Here is a 21,337-nt window from a genome sequence, read left to right as displayed (position 1 = left end):
CGCCTTTTTCTAGCCCTAAAAAAGTGATAGTTAGCTATGCGTGCTCAGCAAGCCAGCGCTGCCCAAGTCGGAATAATTTGTGCCATCGCGGCCTACACCATGTGGGGCATAGCGCCAATCTACTTTAAACAGCTTACTGTATTGCCCGCAGCAGAAATTCTAATGCACAGGGTAATTTGGTCGGTGTTGGTGCTGGTAGGCTTGATTGCTGGGTTAAAGCAGTGGGCCAAGGTTGCCGCAGCTTTGCGAAATAAAAAGGTGATGCAAGTGTTGTTTGTTGCCGGCATTTTGCTTGGGGCAAACTGGCTACTGTTTATTTGGGCGGTAAATAACGACCATATTCTTGATGCTAGCTTAGGTTATTACATCAATCCCCTCATTAATGTGTTTCTTGGCCGGCTTTTTCTAGGAGAAAGACTAAGAACGTTTCAGCGAGTGGCAGTAGTACTCGCTATTGTGGGCGTGGCCATTTTGATTTTCTCTTACGGTCGCGTGCCTTGGATTGCCCTGATATTGGCGGGCAGTTTTAGTATTTATGGCATTTTACGCAAGCAAGTAGCCGTAGACTCTTTACCGGGTCTATTTATAGAAACCTTAATGCTGTCACCGTTGGCAATAGGGTATTGGCTACTATTTGGATCGGAATACAGCAATCTTTTTAATAACGATGCTAGCTTAAACATGCTTATTTTAGCGGCCGGTGTTGTGACCACCGCGCCCTTGTTATGCTTTACCGCAGCGGCACGGCGTATCATGTATTCAACGTTAGGCTTTTTACAATATATAGGGCCAACACTCATGTTTGTGTTGGCAGTTTACTTGTACGATGAACCGTTAGATGAGGCTAGGCTAATTACCTTTGGTTTTGTGTGGTTAGCACTTGCAGTATTTAGTGTCGATTCTCTTATCGCTTACAAAAAGCAGCGAAAAGCCCTAAGGGCATCGGTACAGGCGGCTAAGTCAATCAGTGAAACTCAAACCTCTTGAGTTTCACTTGTTACATGAACTTGGTTACGACCTGCATTTTTTGCTTTGTACAAAAGCTTATCGGCACTACTTAGCAAGGTTTCAATATTTTGCGTAGGGGTATTGCAAAGGCCAATACTGCAGGTGACCTTCACGCTTTCTTCGCCTATTTGAATTGGCGTTTTCTGAAGTGCTAATCTGAATCGGTTTAACCGCTCTTGTGCGTTATGAATGTCAATTTTAGGCAAGTACACGCAAAATTCTTCCCCACCAAAACGTGCAACCAGCGTATCGTTAAAATGAACTTGTAACAGGTTAGCTACCGCTTTGAGCACGAGATCACCCGCATCATGCCCGTAGGTATCGTTAATGCGCTTAAAATGATCAAGGTCGATAAGCGCTAAAGCATGTTGCTCAGGTAGCTTTTTATACTGCACGGTAACGGTATAAAAGAAATGGCGGCGGTTAGGCAACCCAGTTAAGTAATCGGTATTGGCCGCACGTCGAATGGCTTCTACGCTTTCGATATATTCAATATTCTGCATCACGCGGCATAAAAACTCTTCATGACAGTAAGATAAATGCAAAAAGTCGTTCGCGCCGCTTTTTATGAAATGCGCAGACATAAGCGGGCGTTGGTCGCTTGCTAGCCCAATAATGGCTAACTGCTCTTTTGAAAAGGCTTTACGCAGGCCTGAAATAAATTGCGTGCCCGTCATATCTGGAAGCGCGTTATCGGTGATAACCAACCTGATATGTGCATGCTCAGCCAGTATGCTCATAGCCTCACTGGCGGTAGGGCAGTCATAAACCACAAAGTTGTGTCGATAAAGCAGCGAAAGCATTTTTCGTCTAGATGAACGGTGCGTACTTACTACTACAACACCTGTCGATTTGTTTTTCTCTAATCGAAACAGTAAACGGCTTAAGTAATCGTAATTTTGCGCGTTTTCTTTGGGAATGTAATCAACGACGTCTTTTTCTAAGACCCTGTCTCGGGTTTTTGCTTCTAGCGTATCGGTAGTGACTATGGCTGGAATAAAGGCATCAATAGCGAAGTCGATGGCTTCGCCATTCGGCGCATCAGGTAAGTTATGAGCAACAATGGCGCACAAGAAACTTTCAGGCATCATAAGCGCAAAACGGGCGCTCGCTTCCGTTAACGAGTGAGCGCCAACAGGGATTAACCCTGCTTTTCTGACAAGTTTTGATACAACGTCTAAATTTTTATCGCTGTTTTCTATCACCAGCACATTTTGCGGCATATTTCTCTACTTGGGTTCAGGCTTCTTGCCAGATTGCTATGCTTTTTCCAATTTAGCATAGGCGAGAACGAGCCATTTTGTACCAAATTCGTCAAAATTAACTTGTACCCTAGCGTGTTCACCACTGCCTTCGTAGTTTAGTACTATCCCTTCACCGAATTTACGGTGAACAACTTTTTGGCCCAACTGAAAGCCAGTTTCTTCAAATGAGGCGTGTGAGGTCGCTTGGCTGAATCGGTTATGTATCGGTCGAGAAATTGTAGACTTGAGTCTTACTTCTTCAACACAGTCAGCTGGAATTTCACGAATAAAGCGAGATGCGGTGTGGTATTTGTCTTGCCCGTATAAACGGCGGCTTTCCGCGTAAGTAATATATAGCTTTTCCATGGCGCGAGTCATGCCCACGTAACACAGGCGGCGTTCTTCTTCCATTCTGCCTGGTTCATCATTGGTCATCTGGCTTGGAAACATGCCTTCTTCGACACCGGCCATAAATACCATAGGGAATTCGAGCCCCTTTGCGGTGTGAATCGTCATCATCTGCACCGCATCTTGATCGGTGCCCGCCTGGGTTTCGCCTGCTTCTAACGAGGCGTGAGCAAGAAAGGCAGAAAGCGGCGTCATTTCTTCTGCTTCATCAGGTACGGTAAATTGCTTACACGCGGTAACCAATTCTTCTAAGTTTTCCAGTCGCGCTTGGGCTTTTTCGCCGCGTTCGGCTTGATACATGGCGTATAAGCCTGACTGCCTAATGGCCACGTCGGCGTGTTTTTCTAAAGGCTCGTCTACAGTAGCTTGTTCAAGCTCGGTAACTAACAGCACAAAACTTTGAAGGGCATTAAGTGCACGGCCTTTGAGCGCGTTTTCGTTAATGAGTAGTTGGCTAGCCTGCCACATAGAGCAATTATGTGTTCTGGCGGCTTCTCGTACCTGTGAGAGGGTTTTTTCACCCATACCGCGAGTTGGCGTGTTCACTACACGTTCAAAGGCGGCATCGTCATGAGGATGATTCATCATACGAAGGTAGCCAAGTGCATCTTTAATTTCTTGGCGTTCGAAGAATCGAAGGCCGCCATAAATGCGATACGGTGTACCTTGGTGCAGTAAGGCTTCTTCTAATACCCGCGACTGGGCGTTATTGCGATATAAAATGGCAGTGTCTTTTAACGCATTGCCTTGGTTCAGCCAGTCTTTAATTTTCGACACAATAAAGCGGGCTTCATCTAACTCATTAAACCCCGCATAAACAGAGATGGGCTCGCCATCGTTGCCGTCTGTCCAAAGCTCTTTGCCTAAACGGCCCGTATTATTATCAATAACCGTGTTGGCGGCTTTCAAAATGGTACCGGTAGAACGGTAGTTTTGTTCTAATCGAATGGTTGTGGGGTTATTGAAATCTTTCAAGAAGTGCTGAATATTATCAACATTCGCGCCACGCCAGCCGTAAATAGATTGGTCGTCATCGCCCACAATCATGATATTGTTTTGATTGCCGCTACACAGCATGCGTAGCCATGCGTACTGAATGTTGTTGGTATCTTGGAATTCGTCAACTAATACGGCGCGGAAACGTCGTTGGTAATTAGCGAGCACTTCTGGGTTTTTAGCCCAAAGTTCGTGTGCACGCAATAATAGCTCGGCAAAATCCACAAGCCCTGAGCGGTCGCACGCGTCTTGATACGCGGCGTAAATTTCACGCATCTTTTGTTGGGTTTGGTCATTGTGGGTTTCAATATGTTGAGGGCGCAGGCCTTCGTCTTTATTGCCGTTGATATACCACTGAATTTGACGGGGCACCCAGTGCTTTTCGTCTAAATTCATGGCTTTTAAAATACGTTTAATCAAACGGTATTGGTCGTCTGAGTCAAGAATTTGGAAGTTTTCAGGCAAATTAGCTTCTGCATGGTGGGCGCGAAGCAGCCTGTGAGCTAATCCGTGGAAAGTACCAATCCACATATTATTCAGACCACGACCCATCAACGACTCTATTCGGCCACGCATTTCTTTCGCGGCCTTATTCGTAAAGGTTACGGCCAGAATGGAAAACGGGGCAATATTTTCCACTTCCATTAACCATGCTATGCGATGCACCAACACCCGAGTTTTGCCACTTCCTGCGCCAGCTAATATGAGGGCGTTAGAAAGAGGGGCTGCTACCGCTTCACGTTGTTTATCGTTAAGCTCGTCAAGCAGTCGGGATACATCCATAATATGGTCAACCTAATTTGTCTAGTTTCAATGCTGCAACATTATGCCAGCTGACTGTGAATTTATACAGGCCTGTTTGATGAAGCTTAGCGGCTAGGGGGAATTTTTAGCGATGAACTTAGCCTTGTTTAGACGACACCAGCGGTATTCACGGGCAGGTTATCGATAAGTTGAACAATTTTCACGCTTGAAGCGTAGTCTGTAGGTGTTGTTTTAACTGTGGCTCATGTACACTTCGAGCCATTATGTTGCCTAATACAATGTAGGCCTTTTACCCGCATTTAAGTGGGCTCTGAACTTTATTTTTACAGGAACTGCCTCATGCACGCACTCTCTCCATCGACTGACTTTTGGTTATCGTTAAAAAAAGAAGCGCAAACTGTGGCAGAAAGCGAGCCGCTACTAGCAAGCTATGTTCACGCCTGTATTTCAGCACATCATAATTTTGAATCGTCGTTAAGCTTTATATTATCAAGCAAAATGGCTGATGAAGTGATGCCGGCTATTGCCATTCGTGAAGTGTTCGATGAAGCCTATTTGTTAGAGCCGTCAATTAGTGAGTCGGCAATGGCAGATATTAATGCTATTCGTGCCCGAGACGCCGCAGTAGATGATTTCTTAGTGCCATTGCTGCACTTCAAAGGGTTCCACGCAGTGCAAGTTCACCGCATGGCGCATTACTTGTGGTTGCATGGTAGACATCAACTTGCTTTGTTCTTACAAAGCCGTAATTCGGCTACCTTCGGCGTGGATATTCACCCTGCCGCTAAAATAGGTAAAGGGGTGATGTTCGATCACGCTACCGGAATTGTGGTGGGTGAAACCGCAGTTATAGAAGACAACGTGTCTATTTTGCAAAGCGTAACGCTTGGCGGAACTGGGAACGAGTCGGGTGACCGTCACCCTAAAATTCGCCAAGGCGTGTTAGTAGGTGCGGGTGCTAAAATTCTTGGCAATATCGAAATTGGCGAAGGCTCTAAAGTGGGAGCGGGTAGTGTTGTGTTAGACAATGTACCGCCGCACGTTACAGTAGTCGGTGTGCCGGCTAAAGTGGTTGGACGCCCAGTATGCCAGCGCCCTTGCGATTCTATGCGCCAAAACGTGTTAGAAGACAATCAGCCTTACTCGCAAAAGCCTTAAACGCGCCAGTACTTTAAGAGCAAGTACTTTAAGCGCCAGTACCTTAAGAGAAAGCGCTACTTACTGATTTACTTACAAGAAGTAAGCTAACTCGTCTAACGAATCTAATGCCACGTGAGGGAGTACAGATGCTCTCTCACGGGGTAAATGCATTTCTCGGTTGCATGCAAACCAAGCAGACTGAAACCCCGCATTTATCGCCCCATACACATCTTTAATAATGTTATCGCCCACGTGCAATATATTTTCCGGCGCATCGCCTATAAAGCTTGCTGCTTCATCGAACATAGCCCGTGAAGGTTTCATAGGTCGGCTAGTACTGGCATGTAAAATGGTATCGAAATAAGGCGTAATACCTATTTGGTCAGCGTTTACATTGCCGTTAGTAATACCTACCAGTGTCATATTTTCACTTAAAATTGATAAGGTTTTATGCACATCATCAGCCAAATCAAACTCGCTTCTGGCATGATAAAAACAGTCGAAACAGGCTTGCACGGCAGCATCTAACGTGTGGGTGTCTTGGGGTGGAATATCATGTATCAAAGCCGCATTTAACACCGCTAAGCGAAGTTTTCCCATATCAGATGAATAAGTAGGATTGGCCGTTATAGCATCCCGCTTTAGCTGTTGCCAGTGTGTAGGAGTTAATGCTGCTGCTTTGGGGTGATACTGCTTTAAATGCGTATTCAATGCTGCTTCGGCTTGGCGAATAATAGGTTCGTTATTATATAAGGTGTCATCAAGGTCGAAGGTCATAGCCTTCACGGAATTTATGGCTCTGAAGAACTGCATAATAGTTAAAGGCCTATTTTCAAAAGAGGATTATTTTTTATGTGCTCTAGGGTGCGCGGCATCATAAACCTTGGCTAAATGCTGAAAATCTAAATGAGTATACACTTGCGTGGTAGATAGATTGGCATGGCCTAATAATTCTTGCACCGCCCGTAAATCGCCGCTCGACTCTAATACGTGCGTGGCAAAAGAATGGCGCAGTTTATGTGGGCTTACTTTCTGACTAAGGCTTTGCAACTCTGCCATTTGGTTAAGCCGGTTAGCCACTTGGCGATTTGAAATGCGGGTTTTACGCTTGCTAACAAAAATAGCGGGTTCATAGGGTGAAGCATAAGCAGGGCGCACTTTAAGCCAAGCATGTAGCGCCTTTTGCGCTTGTCGGCCTAAGGGCAATATACGCTGCTTACTGCCCTTACCGGTCACTTTAATGGTACCGTCTTTCGGGTAGTCACTTAAGTTTAAGCCCGTTAGTTCGCTTAATCGAAGTCCGCAGCCATAGAGTAATTCAAACATGGCTACGTCGCGGCAAATAATGCCTTCGTCGGTATCGCCGCTGGCGGCTTGTTCATTTGCCAACAACTGCTGCATTTCATCAACGCTAAGCTGTTTAGGTAATGGTTTGCCTTGTTTGGGCGCTTGAATACCCTCCACGGGGTTGCTGAACAGCTGTTCGTTATCAATAAGGTATTGGCAGAAGGTACGAAGAGCTGACAACCGCAATGCTATGCTACGGGGTTTATGCCCGTCCATTTTTGCTGCCGCCATCACGCGCTTTACATCAGAGGGCGTCATACCTGACCACTCGTAAAGCCCCAAAGTAATGGCTATGCTGGTAAGTTGTCTGCGGTAGTTACTGATAGTAAGCGGCGATAAACCGCGTTCAACTTGTAGGTGGAGAAGAAACTTTTCAAGCCAAAGGTGGCAAGGTTCGCTCAGTACAGTTTCCGTTGTCACGAAAACTAATACCCCATCATCTCAGGCAAAATAATATTAAGCACTTGTTGTAGCTGTTGTAGCAACAAGGTGTCCATATCAGGGGTGAAATGGCTTGGATCACTGCTGCTAATACCTAAAATACCAATTTCTTGGTTGTCGTCTAATAGCATTAGGGCAACAGATTCTGCGCTACTATCAGCAAACAATAACTGGCGTTCGTGCTGCGATAATCGTCCGAAAAAAAAGTTCGACGTTTTAAAGCGCTTTTCGGTAAATAACCTGCGTTGTAACTCGGGAATAGCATGAGGGCCCTTGAAGCTTTTTATCACCGCAGAAGACAACTGCAAACGCTCTTGCAACACATCTTCAAGGGTAAACTGAACTTCTGCCACACTTTCGCAACGCAGTAATTGTACGTTTAGGTCGGTGTATACGCGGTAAATTTTTTCGTTTTGCTTGGCAATACTCACCAGTTGCGTAAGTTTATAATTCAACTGGCGAACTTTTTTGCGCAATTGCTCACTTTGAATTTCAACCAGCGAGACGCTGCCTTTATGCGAATGGGGAATTTTAAGTTTTTCGAGTAGTTCTGGGTATTGAGCAAAAAAATCAGGGTTTTCTAACAAAAAAGTGCGAACCTGTTCTGAGGAAACATCGCTGTCGCCTGAAAACACGTCTACTACCGACGATGCGCTAGCTTGTCCTGATAATTCACTCATAAATTTATATGTCCGTCGTACACATGGTCGGCGGGCCCTGTCATTTTTAATACATTATCTGGGCCTGGCCAACGGATCCGTAAACTGCCGCCGGGCAAATCTACCCGAACATCTTTGCTTAATTTACCTTGAATCTGACCAATTGCAACTGCTGCGCATGCACCGCTGCCGCATGCCAAGGTTTCACCCGATCCACGTTCAAATACACGCAATCGAATGTGCGATTCATTAATAATCTGCATAAAGCCCACATTCACGCCTTCTGGGAACCGTTCGTTGCGTTCAACGAGGGGCCCTATTTCTTTAACAGGCGCGGTATCTACATCTTCCACTTCCATGACGCAATGCGGGTTACCCATAGATACGGCACCGTAAAACAAGGTTTTATCGTTTACGCGCAATATATAGGTATTTTCTTGTTTGTTCGCTTTCAGTGGAATTTTAGCTGGCTCGAATTCGGGCTTGCCCATATTCACGGTAACTTGGCCATCTTTCTCCAAGTACAACACCATTTTCCCAGCTTTAGTACTCACCACAATTTTATTGCGGTTAATTAGCCCTTTTTGCTTTACGAAGCGCGCAAAGCAACGAGCACCATTACCACATTGTTCAACTTCAGAGCCGTCAGCGTTAAATATGCGATAGTGAAAATCTTGTTCAGGATCGTAAGGCGGTTCAACCATAAGCAATTGATCGAACCCTATACCGAAGTTTCGATTTGCTAACTGCTGTATTTTGTCCTTCGAGAAAAAGACGTTCTGGGTGACATTATCAATCACCATGAAGTCATTTCCCAGACCGTGCATTTTTGAAAACTGAACCTGCATTAACCGCGCATCTTTATTATGAGTTTAACCCTAGTTTACGTAAGTTTGTGCTCACCTTTCCAGAGATCTTTTAGAATTTCTCTTTCACGCACCACAATTGTTGCATCACCATCTACCATAATCTCTGCTGGACGGCAGCGGCTATTGTAGTTTGATGCCATTGCAAAGCCATACGCACCGGCGCTTCGCACTGCTAGTAGGTCAGTTGGTTCGATAGCAAGTTCACGGTCTTTACCGATGAAATCACCGGTTTCACATACCGGGCCTACCACATCGTAATTGCGTGCTGTAGCAGTACTTTCTTGCTTTACTGGGATGATATTCTGCCATGCAGAGTAAAGTGCAGGTCGAAGCAGGTCATTCATAGCGGCATCAACAATAGCGAAGCTTTTCTCTTCACCCTCTTTGATAAACTCAACCTCAGTGACTAAAATGCCTGCGTTAGCAGCAATAGCGCGGCCTGGCTCTAAAATGAGCTTAAGGTTCTCTCGACCCACCATTTTTTCTGCCATCGCTGCAGCGTAAGCTTTTGGATGCGGCGGTTCTTCGTCGTTATAAGTCACACCTAAGCCACCACCAACATCTAAGTGATCAATGGTTATACCGCGCTCGGCTAATTCATCAATAAGCAGCAACAAACGCTCTAGTGCATCAACAAAGGGGCCAATTTCAGTCAATTGCGAACCAATGTGGCAGTCCATACCCACTACGTTCAAGTAAGGAAGTGATGCAGCTAGCTCGTAGGTTTGCAACGCGCGTTCACGGGCGATACCAAATTTGTTTGCCTTCAATCCTGTTGAAATATAGGGGTGGGTTTTTGCATCTACATCTGGGTTGATGCGAAGCGAAATAGGCGCCTTTTTGCCAAGGGATTCTGCTACCGCGTTAATGCGATGCAATTCAGGCTCAGACTCTACGTTAAAGCACATAATGCCTTGCTCTAACGCATAACGTATTTCGTCTGCTTTTTTACCTACACCTGAAAATACCACTTTGCTGGCATCGCCACCGGCTTCAATAACACGTGCTAATTCACCACCAGAAACAATGTCAAAACCAGAGCCAATTTTGGCTAGTGTACTGAGTACACCTAGATTTGAATTGGCCTTTACTGCATAACAGATAAGGTGAGGGTGCTCACCAATAGCATCATTAAAGGCATGCCAATGACGTTCTAACGTTGCCCGTGAATATACATAAACAGGGGTTTGGTACTGTGCAGCAATATCTGCAACGGCTACATCTTCAGCAAAAAGCTGGCCGTTTTTATAAGCGAAAAAATCCACTAGTGAGATTCTCCTGGTGTGGAGGCGGGTTGGCTTTGCGTGTTTGGTGAAGACGCTGTTTCGTCTGGCTTTTCAGTAGGCGTCGTTTGTTCTGGCGCTTGTGGAATATACAGCGCCCCTTTATAACCACAACCACTAAGTAGAATGGCTGTGAATGTAACTAAAACCCACTTCTTAAGCACGAAAAATCCCGCGAATACGACAATAAATGCCGTTATCATCGCATTGCGTGATTAAAATGCAAGAGACAATAAGCGTTCTTGTGTTTTATCGCCGTAGCGAACCTCTTTCCACAGCGAATTACATAGGCTTTGCGTGTCTTGCAAGTCACCTTTTTTCAGCCAATCAATTAATGTATTAGGGTCGTCGGGGAATTGAATAGCTTCTATGTCTGCTGTTTCTAGCCACTCTTCAACAATATCCGTATCCAGTTGAAATAGGGTGTGGCAAAGGTCAAGCTTATTAAGGGTGAGTACATTTGATAGCTGCTCAAATTGGCCATGAAGAGGCTTGATAAGTAGCTTCTTGCCTAGCTGTAAGGCTTCGCTTGAAAGTTCAAAACCTCCGTTCGCAATAACGCCATTACAATGCTGTAGCGCACGCTGGAAATGCTGTTTTGACGTCGGGTTCCACTGAATGTGTCCCGCGTCTTTAATTTCGCTAATATCGGGGTGGAAGCACTGAAATTTTTGGTCGCTTAAAGGCTCCAGCATTTGTTGAACGTCGCTAACATCTTCAAATGGTAAGTAAACCAACACATGACCCTTACCCGGTACTGATAGCGGTTTCTCTGCCACAAAAGGCGGAATGATCGGTTGATTAAAGTGAAACCAATGGACACCTAATTGAAGGTCGGTAGGGGCGAATTTTTTCATTAGCAGCCGATCAATAATGGTGTCGCCAGATTTTGGCACATCATAAGAAAATGCGGCTTGGTGGCTAATTGAAATTGACGGAATATGCTGACGCTTTGCCGCCCACGCTGTGACAGGCTCAAAGTCGTTAACGAGAAGATCGTATCCGCTTGCATCAAAACGTTTCACGTCTTTTAGAAATTGACTGATATTAGCTTCTTTAATGGTTTGCCACCGGTCTACGCGGCCACTTTTAGTGATAAAGCTTAAGCCAGTGAAGGTGCGATAGTCGCCAAATACATCCATATCAAAATATTTATCGGGTTCACGACCTGTGAAAACAAAATCTACTTCAACATCTGAACGCTTGGCTAGTGCTGCCGCCATAATTCGTGCACGAGCAATGTGCCCGTTTCCGGTGCCTTGCACGCCATACAATAATTTCATGTTACCCCAGTATGGAAATACTCAACGATGCGATAGTGATACCAAGTAACATACCTGCGACTACATCTGATGGGTAGTGCACGCCTAGCAAGACGCGAGACAGGCCAATAAGGGCTGCCCAACTGTATGCCAGTACCGCGAATGGTGGATAGTAATGCGCTACAATACTTGCCATTAAGCAAGCCGCAGCAGTATGCCCAGAGGGCAGAGAGAATTTATCGGATGGCGTAACATGTGCTGTTAAATCCAATAGAAAATCACAAGGGCGCGGGCGCTTGAACATTTTCTTAAGCAGCACATAGATAGGTAATTCCAGCGCATATGCCATCAGCGCTGTGTAGAGGAAAAGTTCGCCATGCTCGGGTTCAAAAGCCCATAATAAGGCGCCAATGAACAAGTAAAGGTATCCATCTCCGGTTTTTGATAACCAGATGATACTGCGACAATCTCGTTTTACGGTAAGACTGTATAAGCGATAGAACAAATTTGTATCGTATTTGGTCAAGGATTTAAGAAGCATTAGCCTTGCCCCCTTTCGATTGATTATTGAACAATTTAAAAGCATTCTGTGACCAACCAGTGACAGAAAAAAGAAACCTTTATGACAGATGAAAAGGTTCGTTGGTCAGGCTGTTCTGCACGTATTAACTTCTATTAGGTGCGGTGTGCTAGCGAGTTAGTCTTTTATAAAAAGGTAAGCAAGTTACGTGCTAAGTAGGTGAAAATGTCTTTGCTAATAAGAGTGGCAGTCTATTTAGTGGAAAGGTTGTTGCTGTTTCCCTGAAACTTCATAAATCAGGCGTTTTCAACGACTAAATTAATGCTATGCTAGAACAAGGTAAATAACCTACTACTCTCAATTAAAGTAAGGTAGAGCAATGGATTACAACACTTCTGAATTGTGCGATTTATTTGCAGACAGCGTCGACGTAGTTGACCCTATCTTTGCAAGCTTTGGCGGCCGTTATTCTTTTGGTGGCGAAATCACCACGATTAAGTGTTTCGAAGACCGTGGTCTTATTGACCGTGTATTGGCTCAACCTGGTGCAGGTAAAGTACTGCTAATTGATGGTGGTGGTTCTACACGTCGTGCCTTATTCGATGCAGCCCTTGCTCAAGTAGCAATAGATAACGACTGGGAAGGCATTGTGTGCTACGGCAGTGTACGTGAAGTGGATAACTTGGCCGAAATGGATATTGGCGTATTAGCGGTGGCGGCAATACCTGTTAACGCTGAATGTGAAAGCATTGGCGATGTTGACGTACCGGTTAATTTTGGTGGCGTTACCTTTCTGCCAGAAGATCACCTTTATGCTGATAGCACGGGTGTTATTCTTTCACCTGAACCTCTCGATATCGACTAAGCTTTGATACTAGCTTCTTAGCGACGTTTGAGAATTATTGCTTAAATACGCAGGTTTAAGACAACAAAAAGCGGAGACAGCTGAATAAAGTGCCTCCGCTTTTTTGTGCTCAGGATTCAGCAACTACCAATAGCCGCTAGCAGAACCCTCTGCGGTATGTATTGGTAATTACTTATCAAACGTTTCGTTTAAGTACATGGCAAGTCGAATACCAGCCATTTGTAAACGCTGCTTAGCCGTTGGAAGATGCTGATATAAGTAGTCATAACTCATGTTGTTGGCATCTTCAGGGTAGACTTCATCACGGAGTTTAGTGCTTTCTTCAATCCACACTAACGGATCTGTGGTTGCCCAGCTACGAATGTCATCCGGTGTAATGTGTTCTGTAAGCCATGTTGTCCATTCTGTATAAGACAGCTTACGTTGCTCTAGCATTTGAGAGTCCCACACCCGATGTAAATTAGAGTTCTGCCAAAAGAAATTTACTTTTACATCGTTACCGCCGCGATCGCTGCCATCACCCGCATGCAGCGGTTGGTGCAAATCACCAATAATGTGCACTATAAAACGTAGCGCTAAGCGTTTTTCTTCAATAGTGGCCGAATCGCTTTTTAAGGTTTTTGTATAGGCTTCAAGTGCGGTAACGGCATCACCTTGTCTAGGCGCACCAACTTCAGCATAGTTTTTCCCTTGAGGCACTGTTACATAGTGCCAATGGGTAGACATCTTTTGCCAAAACTCACTTGGGTTTGAGCGCATTTCATCTGCATAAGTTGATGCTTCTGCTAGCGAACTGTTTGGTAATAGTTCTGCTACAGCAGCTTGAGACAAGGGGCTTAAATACTGCTGCGCAATAGCGCCAGTAACCCGATGGCCTGTTTGGCCCCAGCCAAACGCTGGCGACGAAACAAATAACGTAATAAGTGAGCTTAGCGCAACGGCGAAAGTCCTATTTCTCAACGCTGTCATTAATTTTCCTTTGTTCTATTTTTAAATTTTGCAAATCGCTATTTCTAGCGGCTGTTTCTATTAGCAATGTACTATTAGCTAAGCGTTACCACTATGTTTAGCGGTTTCATAACCCCAGCGTGCCACTAAAGATTGTTCAACGCCGAGATGATCAAGAATACGCGCCACAACAAAGTCGACCAAATCTTCGATGGTCTTAGGATTATGGTAAAAACCAGGTGCCGCTGGCATTATTGTCGCACCCATTTGTGACAATTTAAGCATATTTTCCAAATGGATTGAGGAAAGGGGCATTTCTCGTGGTACCAGAATAAGCTGTCCTCTTTCTTTTAATACTACATCGGCTGCCCGTTCTATCAAATTGTCGCTAGCACCAACGGCGATAGACGAAAGGGTGCCCGTAGAGCAAGGGCATACTACCATTTTGGCCGGTGCTGCTGAACCTGATGCAACAGGTGAAAACCACTCTTCTTTTCCAAATACTTGCACTTGACCAGGCTTGCCGCCGCAGTGCTCAATGAAAAAAGCACTGGCGTCTTCAGGCCTCGCGGGAATTTTTATATTTTCTTCTGTAGCCATCACCACTTTAGCGGCAGAAGAAATAAGCACATACACTTGGTAGTCAGCTTTAACTAACGACGTTAATAGTGATAGTGCGTATGGTGTGCCGGAAGCACCCGTAATAGCTAGGGTAATTTGCTTATCATGTTTCATTTTTCTACCTCGATTGACGGGGTAAGTACGCGTAAAACACGGTTGTGGATGCCTTCAAAACCACCATTACTCATAATAAGAATATGATCGCCAGGGCGCACTTCGCTTTGCAATACTTTTACAATGTTTTCAACATCATTGAATACGGTGGTGGGCGCTGGGCTAGCAGCTGCTGCTTCCTTTAGCGACCAGTCTAGCCCTTGAGGTTCATACACATAAACTGCATCGGCGGCCTGCCAAGAGTGAGCAAGGGTATTCTTATGCACCCCCATTTTCATGGTGTTCGAACGAGGCTCCAGCACAGCCAGTATGCGGGCATTACCTACTTTCTTGCGAAGTCCATCAATAGTGGTGGCAATGGCGGTGGGGTGATGAGCAAAATCATCATAAACCGTCACGGGTTTACCTTCAGCTGCGAGTGTCACTACGCCTTTTATTTCCATGCGGCGCTTAACATTTTTAAAACTTGATAGCGCGGCAATGGCATCGTGGAGGGTAACACCGGCATGATGAGCCGCAGCAATGGCCATGAGTGCGTTATCCACATTGTGCTGGCCAAGCAGTTCCCACTGTACTGCGCCAACAATCTCATTGTTAAATAGCACGTTAAACTGGCTACCATCTTTATTGATAAGTTCTGCGGACCATTCTTTGCCTAGACATTGGCGTGGCGTCCAACAACCTTTTTTAAGGGTTTCCTCAATAGCGGGCGTGTGGTTGGGCGTAAGAATCAGGCCATTTTCTGGCACCATGCGCACAAGGTGGTGAAACTGGGTTTGAATGGCGGCTAAGTCGGCGAAGATGTCAGCATGATCAAACTCTAAGTTATTAATCACCAGCGTTTTAGGTCGGTAATGCACAAACTTAGAGCGCTTATCGAAAAAGGCGCTGTCGTATTCGTCTGCTTCAATGACAAAAAACGGGCTTTCTCCAATACGGGCAGACACACCAAAGTTTTCAGGCACACCACCAATAAGGTAGCCGGGGTTTAATTCGCTGTACTCTAAAATCCACGCCACCATGCTGCTGGTCGTGGTTTTGCCGTGGGTTCCTGATACACCAATGACCCATCTATCTTTTAATAAGTTATCAAGCAACCATTGCGGGCCACTGGTATATGGCAAGTTTCTGTTTAGCACGTACTCAACCGCCGAGTTGCCACGAGACATCGCATTTCCAATAATGACCATATCTGGAGTTGGATCGAATTGGTCAGTATTAAAGCCTTCGGTAAGTTCTATACCAAGAGCTTCAAGTTGGGTACTCATGGGCGGATACACGTTGGTATCTGAGCCTGTGACCTTATGGCCCAAGGCTTTCGCAATGGCTGCGATGCCACCCATAAAGCTACCGCAAATACCTAGAATATGTAAATGCATAGCGAATTCTCATTTTTTACTGCATTGAATACTGGCTACTTTATCAGAACAGCAGTAGGTTAAATAATGCATTTTTACGCATAATGCCTGCTTTCACTGGTATGTTGTGTAGATTGCCTGCGCTTGGCTTATTCCACTTCGGTGCATTCACGGTTACAATCAAATTAACGAGCATATAAAGCAGTGCTTGTTGGTAATGTGAGAGAAAGCCGGTAAGGAAAGCTGTGCGCCTCCCATTGTCATACCCTACACACTAAAAAAAGGCTTAACTAAGATGAGACGTTTAAATTCCCAGTTGCAAGAAGATGGTGCCCCGTTAGAGCTGATCCTGCTCATAAGAACCTTGTTAGCGAGCTGTAAAGAAATTTCATTCCGAGTGAGTCAAGGTGCCCTTGCTGGCGTATTGGGTTCTACCTTGTCAGAAAACGTACAAGGTGAAACGCAAAAGAAGTTAGATGTAATTTCTAATCACATCATTAAAGATACGCTTCGTGAGTCGGGCTATGTAAAAGCCATTTCTTCAGAAGAAGAAGACGATGTTGTACCGTGCAACCCAGATGGTAATTATTTGGTGAGCTTCGATCCACTAGACGGCTCATCGAACACCGAAATTAACAGCTTAATTGGTACTATATTTTCTATCACTCATGCTCCTCAGTGGATGGAGCCTGATGATCCATCAGCATTTCTTCAGCCAGGTACACAAATTGTGGCAGCAGGTTACGTACTTTATGGTCCGTCTACCATGCTTGCATTAACCACTGGCCGCGGCACTCATATTTATACATTAGATAAGACCCACGGTGGTTTCTTACTTACTCACCCTAATATTCAGGTGCCAGAGCAAACCACTGAATACTCGATTAACGCGTCAAATCAGCGTCACTGGGAACCGGCTATGCAAGCCTATATTGCTGACCTAATTGCAGGTAAAGATGGCCCTCGTGAGAAAAATTTCAACATGCGTTGGGTAGCAGCCATGGTCGGTGATATTCATCGTTTATTATGTCGCGGCGGTATTTTCATGTACCCCTACGATAAACGTGACCCATCTAAGCCAGGTAAATTGCGCTTACTGTATGAAGCAAACCCCATGGCCTTTTTGATGGAACAAGCCGGTGGTAAAGCGGAAACCGGTGCAGGGCGAATTCTTGAAGTCATGCCGGAAGAAATACATCAGCGCGTACCATGTATTATTGGTTCTAAAGAAGAAGTTGAAACCTGTTTAAGCTATTACGGTAAAAGTGAATAGAAATATTGCTAAATAAAGGCGGTTTTGCGTGTGATTAGCGCTAAACCGTTTTTATTTTGCCGCCGTCACCGTATACTTAGCGCCACATTTTTTAAAACATCATTGAAAGGACCTTAGAATGAGCTTGAATGATATTCCTGCGGGCAAGAACTTGCCTGAAGAAGTGAATGTAGTTATCGAAATTCCAGCACACGCTGACCCGGTAAAATACGAAGTAGACAAAGACTCAGGCGCTATGTTTGTTGACCGTTTCATGGCAACTTGCATGCACTACCCAACTAACTACGGTTATGTGCCTAACACCTTGTCTGAAGACGGTGACCCAGTTGACGTATTGGTAATGACGCCGTTCCCACTATTAGCGGGTTCAGTAATTCGTTGTCGTCCAATTGGTGTTTTGAACATGACTGATGAGTCAGGTAAAGACGCTAAAGTATTGGCAGTGCCAATCGACAAGCTTTCTACTATTTACCGTAAAGTGCAAGAAACTGAAGACGCACCTGAGTTGCTATTACAGCAAATCGAGCACTTCTTCTCTCATTACAAAGATCTTGAACCTGGTAAGTGGGTTAAGATTGACGGCTGGGCTGGCTCAGCAGCAGCGAAAGAAGAAATTGTCGCAAGCGTTAAGCGTTTCGAAGCAGAATAATTCACGCTGCTTACAAGACATGCTAAAAAGGGTCGGTGCTGGTAAGTACCGGCCCTTTTTATTTTAAGAGCGACCTTTTTATTTAAGTGAGTGTTATGTTGAAAGTCATGGGAAAGGCATTGGGTTTAGCCTTAGTCATATTACTTCCGGCGTTCTCAGCGTTTAGCGACGAAGAGCCTATTGAAGTGTATTGGGAAGATTTGGTACCAGAAGGGTTTAATGAACTTGCGCCTCCCGCCGTTCAGCACAATGGTGAAATGTCACAGTTGCAGCCAGATGCCCCAGTAGTTGATAAATTTGATGGTAAGCGGGTAAAAATTCCTGGCTTTGTGGTGCCCCTTGAAGGCACGCCTGAACTCACAACTGAATTTTTACTCGTGCCTTACTTTGGCGCTTGTATTCATGTACCGCCGCCTGCGTCGAATCAAATTGTGTACGTGACGTTTGAAGAGGGTATTCCTCTTGATAATATTTACGACGCGATATGGGTAACTGGCGAACTTACCACTGAAGGGTGGAAAGGTGATATCGCGTCGGTAGGGTATCGACTTAAAGGTATCGCGGTAAGTGCTTTTTAGGCCAGCGTAAGCGTTTAGGCGGGCCCAAGCACTTTTTATAGGCAGGGAAGCTCCTCATAGACTAAGAAGCTCCTTATAGGCAAAAAATATGGTCTAGCCTTGTGGTGTATAGATCTGTTCTGCGCGATTGAACAGCAGCCACGAGGTTAGAATGTACTTGTCGTTGCTTTTAGGTATTTGCCCACGGTGAGTATGGGTAAAATAAGCAGGGGCAATCACCATTCTGCCCGCTTTAGGCTTTACGGCTTTATCTTGATAATAAAATTCGGTTTCCCCACCATCTTCCACATCATTCAAATAAAACATAAACAGTAATACGCGATGCAAAGCTTCATTATGAGGTGCTTGCGGATAAACCTCTGAATGCCAGTAAGGATAACCGCCATTACCTGCACTGTAGCGTTGTGCGTTAATGTCGCCAATACGAAAAAGATAATTAACCAAGTTATGAAGGTTAGGTTTACCTACTTCTTCAAAGTTTTCACCGGTTAGTTTAACAGGCTCGCCGGTTTTTGGATGGCGAACGGTCAACCCTATTGGGCCTACCAACGCGTAATAATATTTCTCTATATACTTCACCAATTGCTCGCCTGTTAACTGCATGACCTGCTTAAACAAGTCAGCAAACTCAGGCTGTTGAGAAATAGATACATCAACACTACGCTTCTTATCTAAATCCACACCGCCGCCGGTTTTACCTTGAGTGAGGTTGGGGCTTTTTTCAAAGCGCGCGATGAGTTGGGTACACAATTCGGGAGATAAAACATCATCAATAACGTCAATTAAATCAGCCATTAGGTAGTGCCTTAAAGTGTGCCTGTAATGTCGCTTTTATATCGTCAGGGATAGGCGCCGAGCGCTGCTGCTGATAATCGAAATGTACCATAGTGGTAATGCCCGTTGAGCACAGATTCCCGTCTTGCCAAAGCTCTTGATACACATCGAACGCACTGTTCCCTAAACGACTGATAAACGTTTTTACGGTAACGGTTTTTCCGTAAAAAATTTGCGCAAGAAAATCGACTTTGTAGCTTGCTAAAATAAGCGGCCAGTTCTGTAAATCCATCGTCGGCGTAAATATTCTGAAGATAGGATCCCGCGCCGCTTCAAACCAGCTGACTAATGCGGTATTACTTACGTGTTGCAGGGCATCGGTCTCACAAAACCTAACTTCGAATGACATTTCCATAGGAATGATTTCTGATGGAGTGGCTACTGACATATTGCCTCTTATTTTTATCGTGATGTGTCCTCACTTTATCACGCTATATTGGGTTTTTCAGTAATCTGGCTCAACCTGAGCGGCCATTGGAAACGAAATTAAGATGAAAAGTGATTCCAGCGTGGTTTTAAATTACAATCTGCGCCAAATTTCTGATTAAACAATAATTATGACTGCAATTGGGATTGATTACGGTACCTCAAATTCTGAGGTGGTGTACTTTGATGGCGCTACCCATAGACATATAAAGCTCGACCCGTCACTTGAACAGGGTAATAAAATTCGCTCGTCTGTATTTATATACTTTGAGGATGAACTGCCGCCTCCGCCCGATGCCATGGTGGAAGCTAAAGTGTCGCAGTTGCAGCGTTTAATCAACGAGCAAATAGACAAAGCCAAGCAGGGCTATTACGACGCTAAAGACCCTAAAGAGCAGTCGCGCTATAGCAACCGCATTGAATCGCTTCGTGGTGAATACCATAACCGACCAGCGTTGCAACGAAAGGCCATTCAGCAACTTATGCATGCTATGTCGCTGGAAGAAATTCCATTATTGCGACTAGTAGAACACGGTAAGTTTGCCTTCGGTGAAGAAGGGTTTAAGCGCTTTTTAAAAATGCCTGATAAAGGCCGCCTAATTTACTCACCTAAAAACTTCTTAGGTGCATCTTTAGATGGTGACCAGAAAAAGGCATTTATTGGCATTATTGCCAAACAGCTAGCCTACTTTAAACAGTGTGCCGAAACCCAATTAGAAAAGCCTGTTTCATCGGTAGTTATAGGTCGCCCGGTTAAGTTTCACGGTACCCGTGGTGAAGTAGGCAATACCCAAGCCATTCAGATTATGACTGAAGCTGCATCTAACGCCGGCTTTAGTAAAATTAACTTTTTGGATGAGCCCATTGCGGCGGCGTATAAAATTGAGCAGACATTACCCCGCGATACCACCGCGCTTATTGTGGATATTGGCGGTGGTACCACAGACATCTGTTGTATTAATCTTTCGCCTGAACGCAATAACCAACTGGATAGAAAGCAAGATGTGCTATCGGTAACGGGAAGACGCTTAGGCGGCATGGATTGTGATAAGAGTTTGTTGCTGAAAGTGGTTGCGCCTGAAATGGGAATGGGGCTTAAAATGATTAATGGCCTGCCTATTCCCCCTACTTATTATTCAGATATGTGTGCGGTTGATAATATCCCTGCACTTACTCGGTTCTTCTCTGATGATTACGGCCTAGAGATTTCTCAAACCATGTCAGTAACCAAGCACCCAGAACAATTAGAGCGTTTACTGCTAGTACAAGAAAACAAATTGTCGGCGCGGGTGGTTAACTCGGTGAGAATGGCAAAAGAACTGCTTTCTAGCAAAGACAAGATCACCTTACCGCTACATTACATTGAAGATGATTTTGATGTAAACATTAGTACCGAAGACCTAAAAAGCGCATTAAAGCCGTGGTTAAGTAAGGTAAAAGCGTTAGTGGTGGAGTGTTTAGAGAAAAGCAGCGCGGCACCCGAGGTAGTAATGGTTACCGGTGGTATGAGCTTATCGCCTATTATTATCGACGCACTGTATGAAGAGCTACTGACCGGATTGCCTCGGTTAGAGAACGATGCGTTTAACTCGGTGTGCGAAGGCTTGGCTATTCAGGCATTTAAGTTTTAAAGCGTGGTCAGTTAAGTACCTAAGTATTTAACCGAACTACATAAGAAACTACATAAAAAACGCGCCGAAATGGCGCGTTTTTTTGTTTTGATACTAAG

General features: G+C 44.9%; 22 protein-coding genes. 7 read left to right on the top strand and 15 right to left on the bottom strand.

What is annotated here, in order from left to right; all coding sequences use genetic code 11:
- The first annotated feature begins 36 nt into the window (after positions 1–36).
- Positions 37–987, top strand: coding sequence for an EamA family transporter RarD (gene rarD / locus AMBT_RS17215; protein WP_013785924.1), 951 nt, complete (start codon positions 37–39; stop codon positions 985–987).
- Here rarD and AMBT_RS17210 read toward each other — a convergent pair.
- Positions 975–2,231, bottom strand: a complete 1,257-nt coding sequence (locus AMBT_RS17210) for a GGDEF domain-containing response regulator (RefSeq protein WP_013785923.1) — start codon at positions 2,229–2,231, stop codon at positions 975–977. The two genes, rarD and AMBT_RS17210, sit on opposite strands and share 13 nt — an antisense overlap.
- A 36-nt stretch (positions 2,232–2,267) precedes the next feature.
- The gene (gene uvrD, locus AMBT_RS17205) at positions 2,268–4,439 is read right to left on the bottom strand and encodes a DNA helicase II (RefSeq protein ID WP_013785922.1); all 2,172 of its coding nucleotides are present in this window, start codon (positions 4,437–4,439) and stop codon (positions 2,268–2,270) included.
- A gap of 321 nt (positions 4,440–4,760) precedes the next feature.
- On the opposite strand from uvrD, the gene cysE reads away from it, so the two are divergent.
- The gene (cysE, locus tag AMBT_RS17200) at positions 4,761–5,579 is read left to right on the top strand and encodes a serine O-acetyltransferase (RefSeq protein ID WP_013785921.1); all 819 of its coding nucleotides are present in this window, start codon (positions 4,761–4,763) and stop codon (positions 5,577–5,579) included.
- Positions 5,580–5,651: 72 nt separating this feature from the next.
- Here the strand turns inward: cysE and AMBT_RS17195 are convergent, their stop codons facing one another.
- From AMBT_RS17195 to AMBT_RS17160, 8 genes are read right to left on the bottom strand one after another with little or no spacing between them, the layout of a single operon-like run.
- Positions 5,652–6,374, bottom strand: a complete 723-nt coding sequence (locus tag AMBT_RS17195) for an HAD-IA family hydrolase (protein WP_013785920.1) — start codon at positions 6,372–6,374, stop codon at positions 5,652–5,654.
- A 30-nt stretch (positions 6,375–6,404) separates the two neighbouring features.
- Positions 6,405–7,328, bottom strand: a complete 924-nt coding sequence (locus AMBT_RS17190; RefSeq protein ID WP_013785919.1) for a tyrosine recombinase XerC — start codon at positions 7,326–7,328, stop codon at positions 6,405–6,407.
- Positions 7,329–7,333: 5 nt separating this feature from the next.
- The gene (locus AMBT_RS17185) at positions 7,334–8,029 is read right to left on the bottom strand and encodes a DUF484 family protein (RefSeq protein WP_013785918.1); all 696 of its coding nucleotides are present in this window, start codon (positions 8,027–8,029) and stop codon (positions 7,334–7,336) included.
- Positions 8,026–8,856 (bottom strand): diaminopimelate epimerase, encoded by an 831-nt coding sequence (gene dapF / locus AMBT_RS17180; protein ID WP_013785917.1) that lies wholly within the window; start codon positions 8,854–8,856, stop codon positions 8,026–8,028. Before dapF ends, AMBT_RS17185 begins: the two co-directional genes overlap by 4 nt.
- Before the next feature lie 35 nt (positions 8,857–8,891).
- Positions 8,892–10,142 carry a diaminopimelate decarboxylase gene (gene lysA / locus AMBT_RS17175; protein WP_013785916.1) on the bottom strand — a complete coding sequence of 417 codons (1,251 nt, stop codon included), beginning with the start codon at positions 10,140–10,142 and terminating at the stop codon, positions 8,892–8,894.
- On the bottom strand, positions 10,142–10,363 hold the full coding sequence (gene lptM, locus AMBT_RS17170; protein ID WP_013785915.1) for an LPS translocon maturation chaperone LptM: 222 nt from the start codon (positions 10,361–10,363) through the stop codon (positions 10,142–10,144). The genes lysA and lptM overlap by 1 nt, the downstream gene beginning before the upstream one ends.
- 12 nt (positions 10,364–10,375) lie before the next feature.
- The gene (locus AMBT_RS17165) at positions 10,376–11,443 is read right to left on the bottom strand and encodes an MJ1255/VC2487 family glycosyltransferase (protein ID WP_013785914.1); all 1,068 of its coding nucleotides are present in this window, start codon (positions 11,441–11,443) and stop codon (positions 10,376–10,378) included.
- Between the two features lies 1 nt (position 11,444).
- The gene (locus AMBT_RS17160; protein WP_013785913.1) at positions 11,445–11,963 is read right to left on the bottom strand and encodes a phosphatase PAP2 family protein; all 519 of its coding nucleotides are present in this window, start codon (positions 11,961–11,963) and stop codon (positions 11,445–11,447) included.
- 358 nt (positions 11,964–12,321) lie between these two features.
- Here AMBT_RS17160 and rraA point away from each other — a divergent pair, with 358 nt between their 5' ends.
- Entirely contained in the window at positions 12,322–12,807 is a 486-nt protein-coding gene (gene rraA / locus AMBT_RS17155) for a ribonuclease E activity regulator RraA (RefSeq protein ID WP_013785912.1), read from the top strand.
- 168 nt (positions 12,808–12,975) lie between these two features.
- Here rraA and AMBT_RS17150 read toward each other — a convergent pair whose 3' ends face one another.
- The 3 genes from AMBT_RS17150 to mpl all read right to left on the bottom strand — a co-directional run bounded on the left by AMBT_RS17150 (position 12,976) and on the right by mpl (position 15,869).
- A complete protein-coding gene (locus tag AMBT_RS17150) occupies positions 12,976–13,776 on the bottom strand; it encodes a S1/P1 nuclease (protein ID WP_013785911.1) in 801 nt (266 codons plus the stop codon).
- Positions 13,777–13,854: 78 nt separating this feature from the next.
- Positions 13,855–14,490, bottom strand: a complete 636-nt coding sequence (locus tag AMBT_RS17145; RefSeq protein ID WP_013785910.1) for a flavin prenyltransferase UbiX — start codon at positions 14,488–14,490, stop codon at positions 13,855–13,857.
- A complete protein-coding gene (gene mpl, locus AMBT_RS17140; RefSeq protein ID WP_013785909.1) occupies positions 14,487–15,869 on the bottom strand; it encodes a UDP-N-acetylmuramate:L-alanyl-gamma-D-glutamyl-meso-diaminopimelate ligase in 1,383 nt (460 codons plus the stop codon). The genes AMBT_RS17145 and mpl overlap by 4 nt, the downstream gene beginning before the upstream one ends.
- 274 nt (positions 15,870–16,143) lie before the next feature.
- Between mpl and AMBT_RS17135 the strand changes: the two genes are divergently transcribed.
- The 3 genes from AMBT_RS17135 to AMBT_RS17125 all read left to right on the top strand — a co-directional run bounded on the left by AMBT_RS17135 (position 16,144) and on the right by AMBT_RS17125 (position 18,348).
- Positions 16,144–17,121, top strand: a complete 978-nt coding sequence (locus AMBT_RS17135) for a class 1 fructose-bisphosphatase (protein WP_013785908.1) — start codon at positions 16,144–16,146, stop codon at positions 17,119–17,121.
- Positions 17,122–17,239: 118 nt separating this feature from the next.
- Entirely contained in the window at positions 17,240–17,770 is a 531-nt protein-coding gene (ppa, locus tag AMBT_RS17130) for an inorganic diphosphatase (RefSeq protein ID WP_013785907.1), read from the top strand.
- Positions 17,771–17,877: 107 nt separating this feature from the next.
- The gene (locus AMBT_RS17125; RefSeq protein ID WP_041453090.1) at positions 17,878–18,348 is read left to right on the top strand and encodes a DUF3299 domain-containing protein; all 471 of its coding nucleotides are present in this window, start codon (positions 17,878–17,880) and stop codon (positions 18,346–18,348) included.
- 93 nt (positions 18,349–18,441) lie between these two features.
- Here the strand turns inward: AMBT_RS17125 and AMBT_RS17120 are convergent, their stop codons facing one another.
- Both AMBT_RS17120 and AMBT_RS17115 read right to left on the bottom strand, forming a co-directional pair.
- Entirely contained in the window at positions 18,442–19,143 is a 702-nt protein-coding gene (locus AMBT_RS17120; protein ID WP_013785905.1) for a 2OG-Fe(II) oxygenase, read from the bottom strand.
- On the bottom strand, positions 19,136–19,570 hold the full coding sequence (locus tag AMBT_RS17115; RefSeq protein WP_013785904.1) for an acyl-CoA thioesterase: 435 nt from the start codon (positions 19,568–19,570) through the stop codon (positions 19,136–19,138). Before AMBT_RS17115 ends, AMBT_RS17120 begins: the two co-directional genes overlap by 8 nt.
- 169 nt (positions 19,571–19,739) lie before the next feature.
- Here AMBT_RS17115 and AMBT_RS17110 point away from each other — a divergent pair, with 169 nt between their 5' ends.
- Positions 19,740–21,239, top strand: coding sequence for an Hsp70 family protein (locus AMBT_RS17110; protein WP_013785903.1), 1,500 nt, complete (start codon positions 19,740–19,742; stop codon positions 21,237–21,239).
- Positions 21,240–21,337: the final 98 nt, after the last annotated feature.

Source organism: Alteromonas naphthalenivorans (assembly GCF_000213655.1).
In the GTDB taxonomy this organism is placed as follows: domain Bacteria; phylum Pseudomonadota; class Gammaproteobacteria; order Enterobacterales; family Alteromonadaceae; genus Alteromonas; species Alteromonas naphthalenivorans.
Note: the sequence above shows the minus strand (reverse complement) of the source record. Positions and strands in the feature narration are given on the sequence as shown.

Excerpts from the sequence above, each read along its gene's own strand:
- rarD (WP_013785924.1), top strand. The coding sequence starts at position 37 with ATGCGTGCTCAGCAAGCCAGCGCTGCCCAAGTCGGAATAATTTGTGCC.
- AMBT_RS17150 (WP_013785911.1), bottom strand. The coding sequence starts at position 13,776 with ATGACAGCGTTGAGAAATAGGACTTTCGCCGTTGCGCTAAGCTCACTT.
- lptM (WP_013785915.1), bottom strand. The coding sequence starts at position 10,363 with ATGATAACGGCATTTATTGTCGTATTCGCGGGATTTTTCGTGCTTAAG.
- AMBT_RS17210 (WP_013785923.1), bottom strand. The coding sequence starts at position 2,231 with ATGCCGCAAAATGTGCTGGTGATAGAAAACAGCGATAAAAATTTAGAC.
- cysE (WP_013785921.1), top strand. The coding sequence starts at position 4,761 with ATGCACGCACTCTCTCCATCGACTGACTTTTGGTTATCGTTAAAAAAA.
- uvrD (WP_013785922.1), bottom strand. The coding sequence starts at position 4,439 with ATGGATGTATCCCGACTGCTTGACGAGCTTAACGATAAACAACGTGAA.
- AMBT_RS17160 (WP_013785913.1), bottom strand. The coding sequence starts at position 11,963 with ATGCTTCTTAAATCCTTGACCAAATACGATACAAATTTGTTCTATCGC.
- AMBT_RS17110 (WP_013785903.1), top strand. The coding sequence starts at position 19,740 with ATGACTGCAATTGGGATTGATTACGGTACCTCAAATTCTGAGGTGGTG.
- AMBT_RS17185 (WP_013785918.1), bottom strand. The coding sequence starts at position 8,029 with ATGAGTGAATTATCAGGACAAGCTAGCGCATCGTCGGTAGTAGACGTG.
- rraA (WP_013785912.1), top strand. The coding sequence starts at position 12,322 with ATGGATTACAACACTTCTGAATTGTGCGATTTATTTGCAGACAGCGTC.
- AMBT_RS17120 (WP_013785905.1), bottom strand. The coding sequence starts at position 19,143 with ATGGCTGATTTAATTGACGTTATTGATGATGTTTTATCTCCCGAATTG.
- AMBT_RS17165 (WP_013785914.1), bottom strand. The coding sequence starts at position 11,443 with ATGAAATTATTGTATGGCGTGCAAGGCACCGGAAACGGGCACATTGCT.
- AMBT_RS17195 (WP_013785920.1), bottom strand. The coding sequence starts at position 6,374 with ATGCAGTTCTTCAGAGCCATAAATTCCGTGAAGGCTATGACCTTCGAC.
- AMBT_RS17145 (WP_013785910.1), bottom strand. The coding sequence starts at position 14,490 with ATGAAACATGATAAGCAAATTACCCTAGCTATTACGGGTGCTTCCGGC.
- AMBT_RS17125 (WP_041453090.1), top strand. The coding sequence starts at position 17,878 with ATGGGAAAGGCATTGGGTTTAGCCTTAGTCATATTACTTCCGGCGTTC.
- mpl (WP_013785909.1), bottom strand. The coding sequence starts at position 15,869 with ATGCATTTACATATTCTAGGTATTTGCGGTAGCTTTATGGGTGGCATC.
- dapF (WP_013785917.1), bottom strand. The coding sequence starts at position 8,856 with ATGCAGGTTCAGTTTTCAAAAATGCACGGTCTGGGAAATGACTTCATG.
- AMBT_RS17115 (WP_013785904.1), bottom strand. The coding sequence starts at position 19,570 with ATGTCAGTAGCCACTCCATCAGAAATCATTCCTATGGAAATGTCATTC.
- AMBT_RS17135 (WP_013785908.1), top strand. The coding sequence starts at position 16,144 with ATGAGACGTTTAAATTCCCAGTTGCAAGAAGATGGTGCCCCGTTAGAG.
- ppa (WP_013785907.1), top strand. The coding sequence starts at position 17,240 with ATGAGCTTGAATGATATTCCTGCGGGCAAGAACTTGCCTGAAGAAGTG.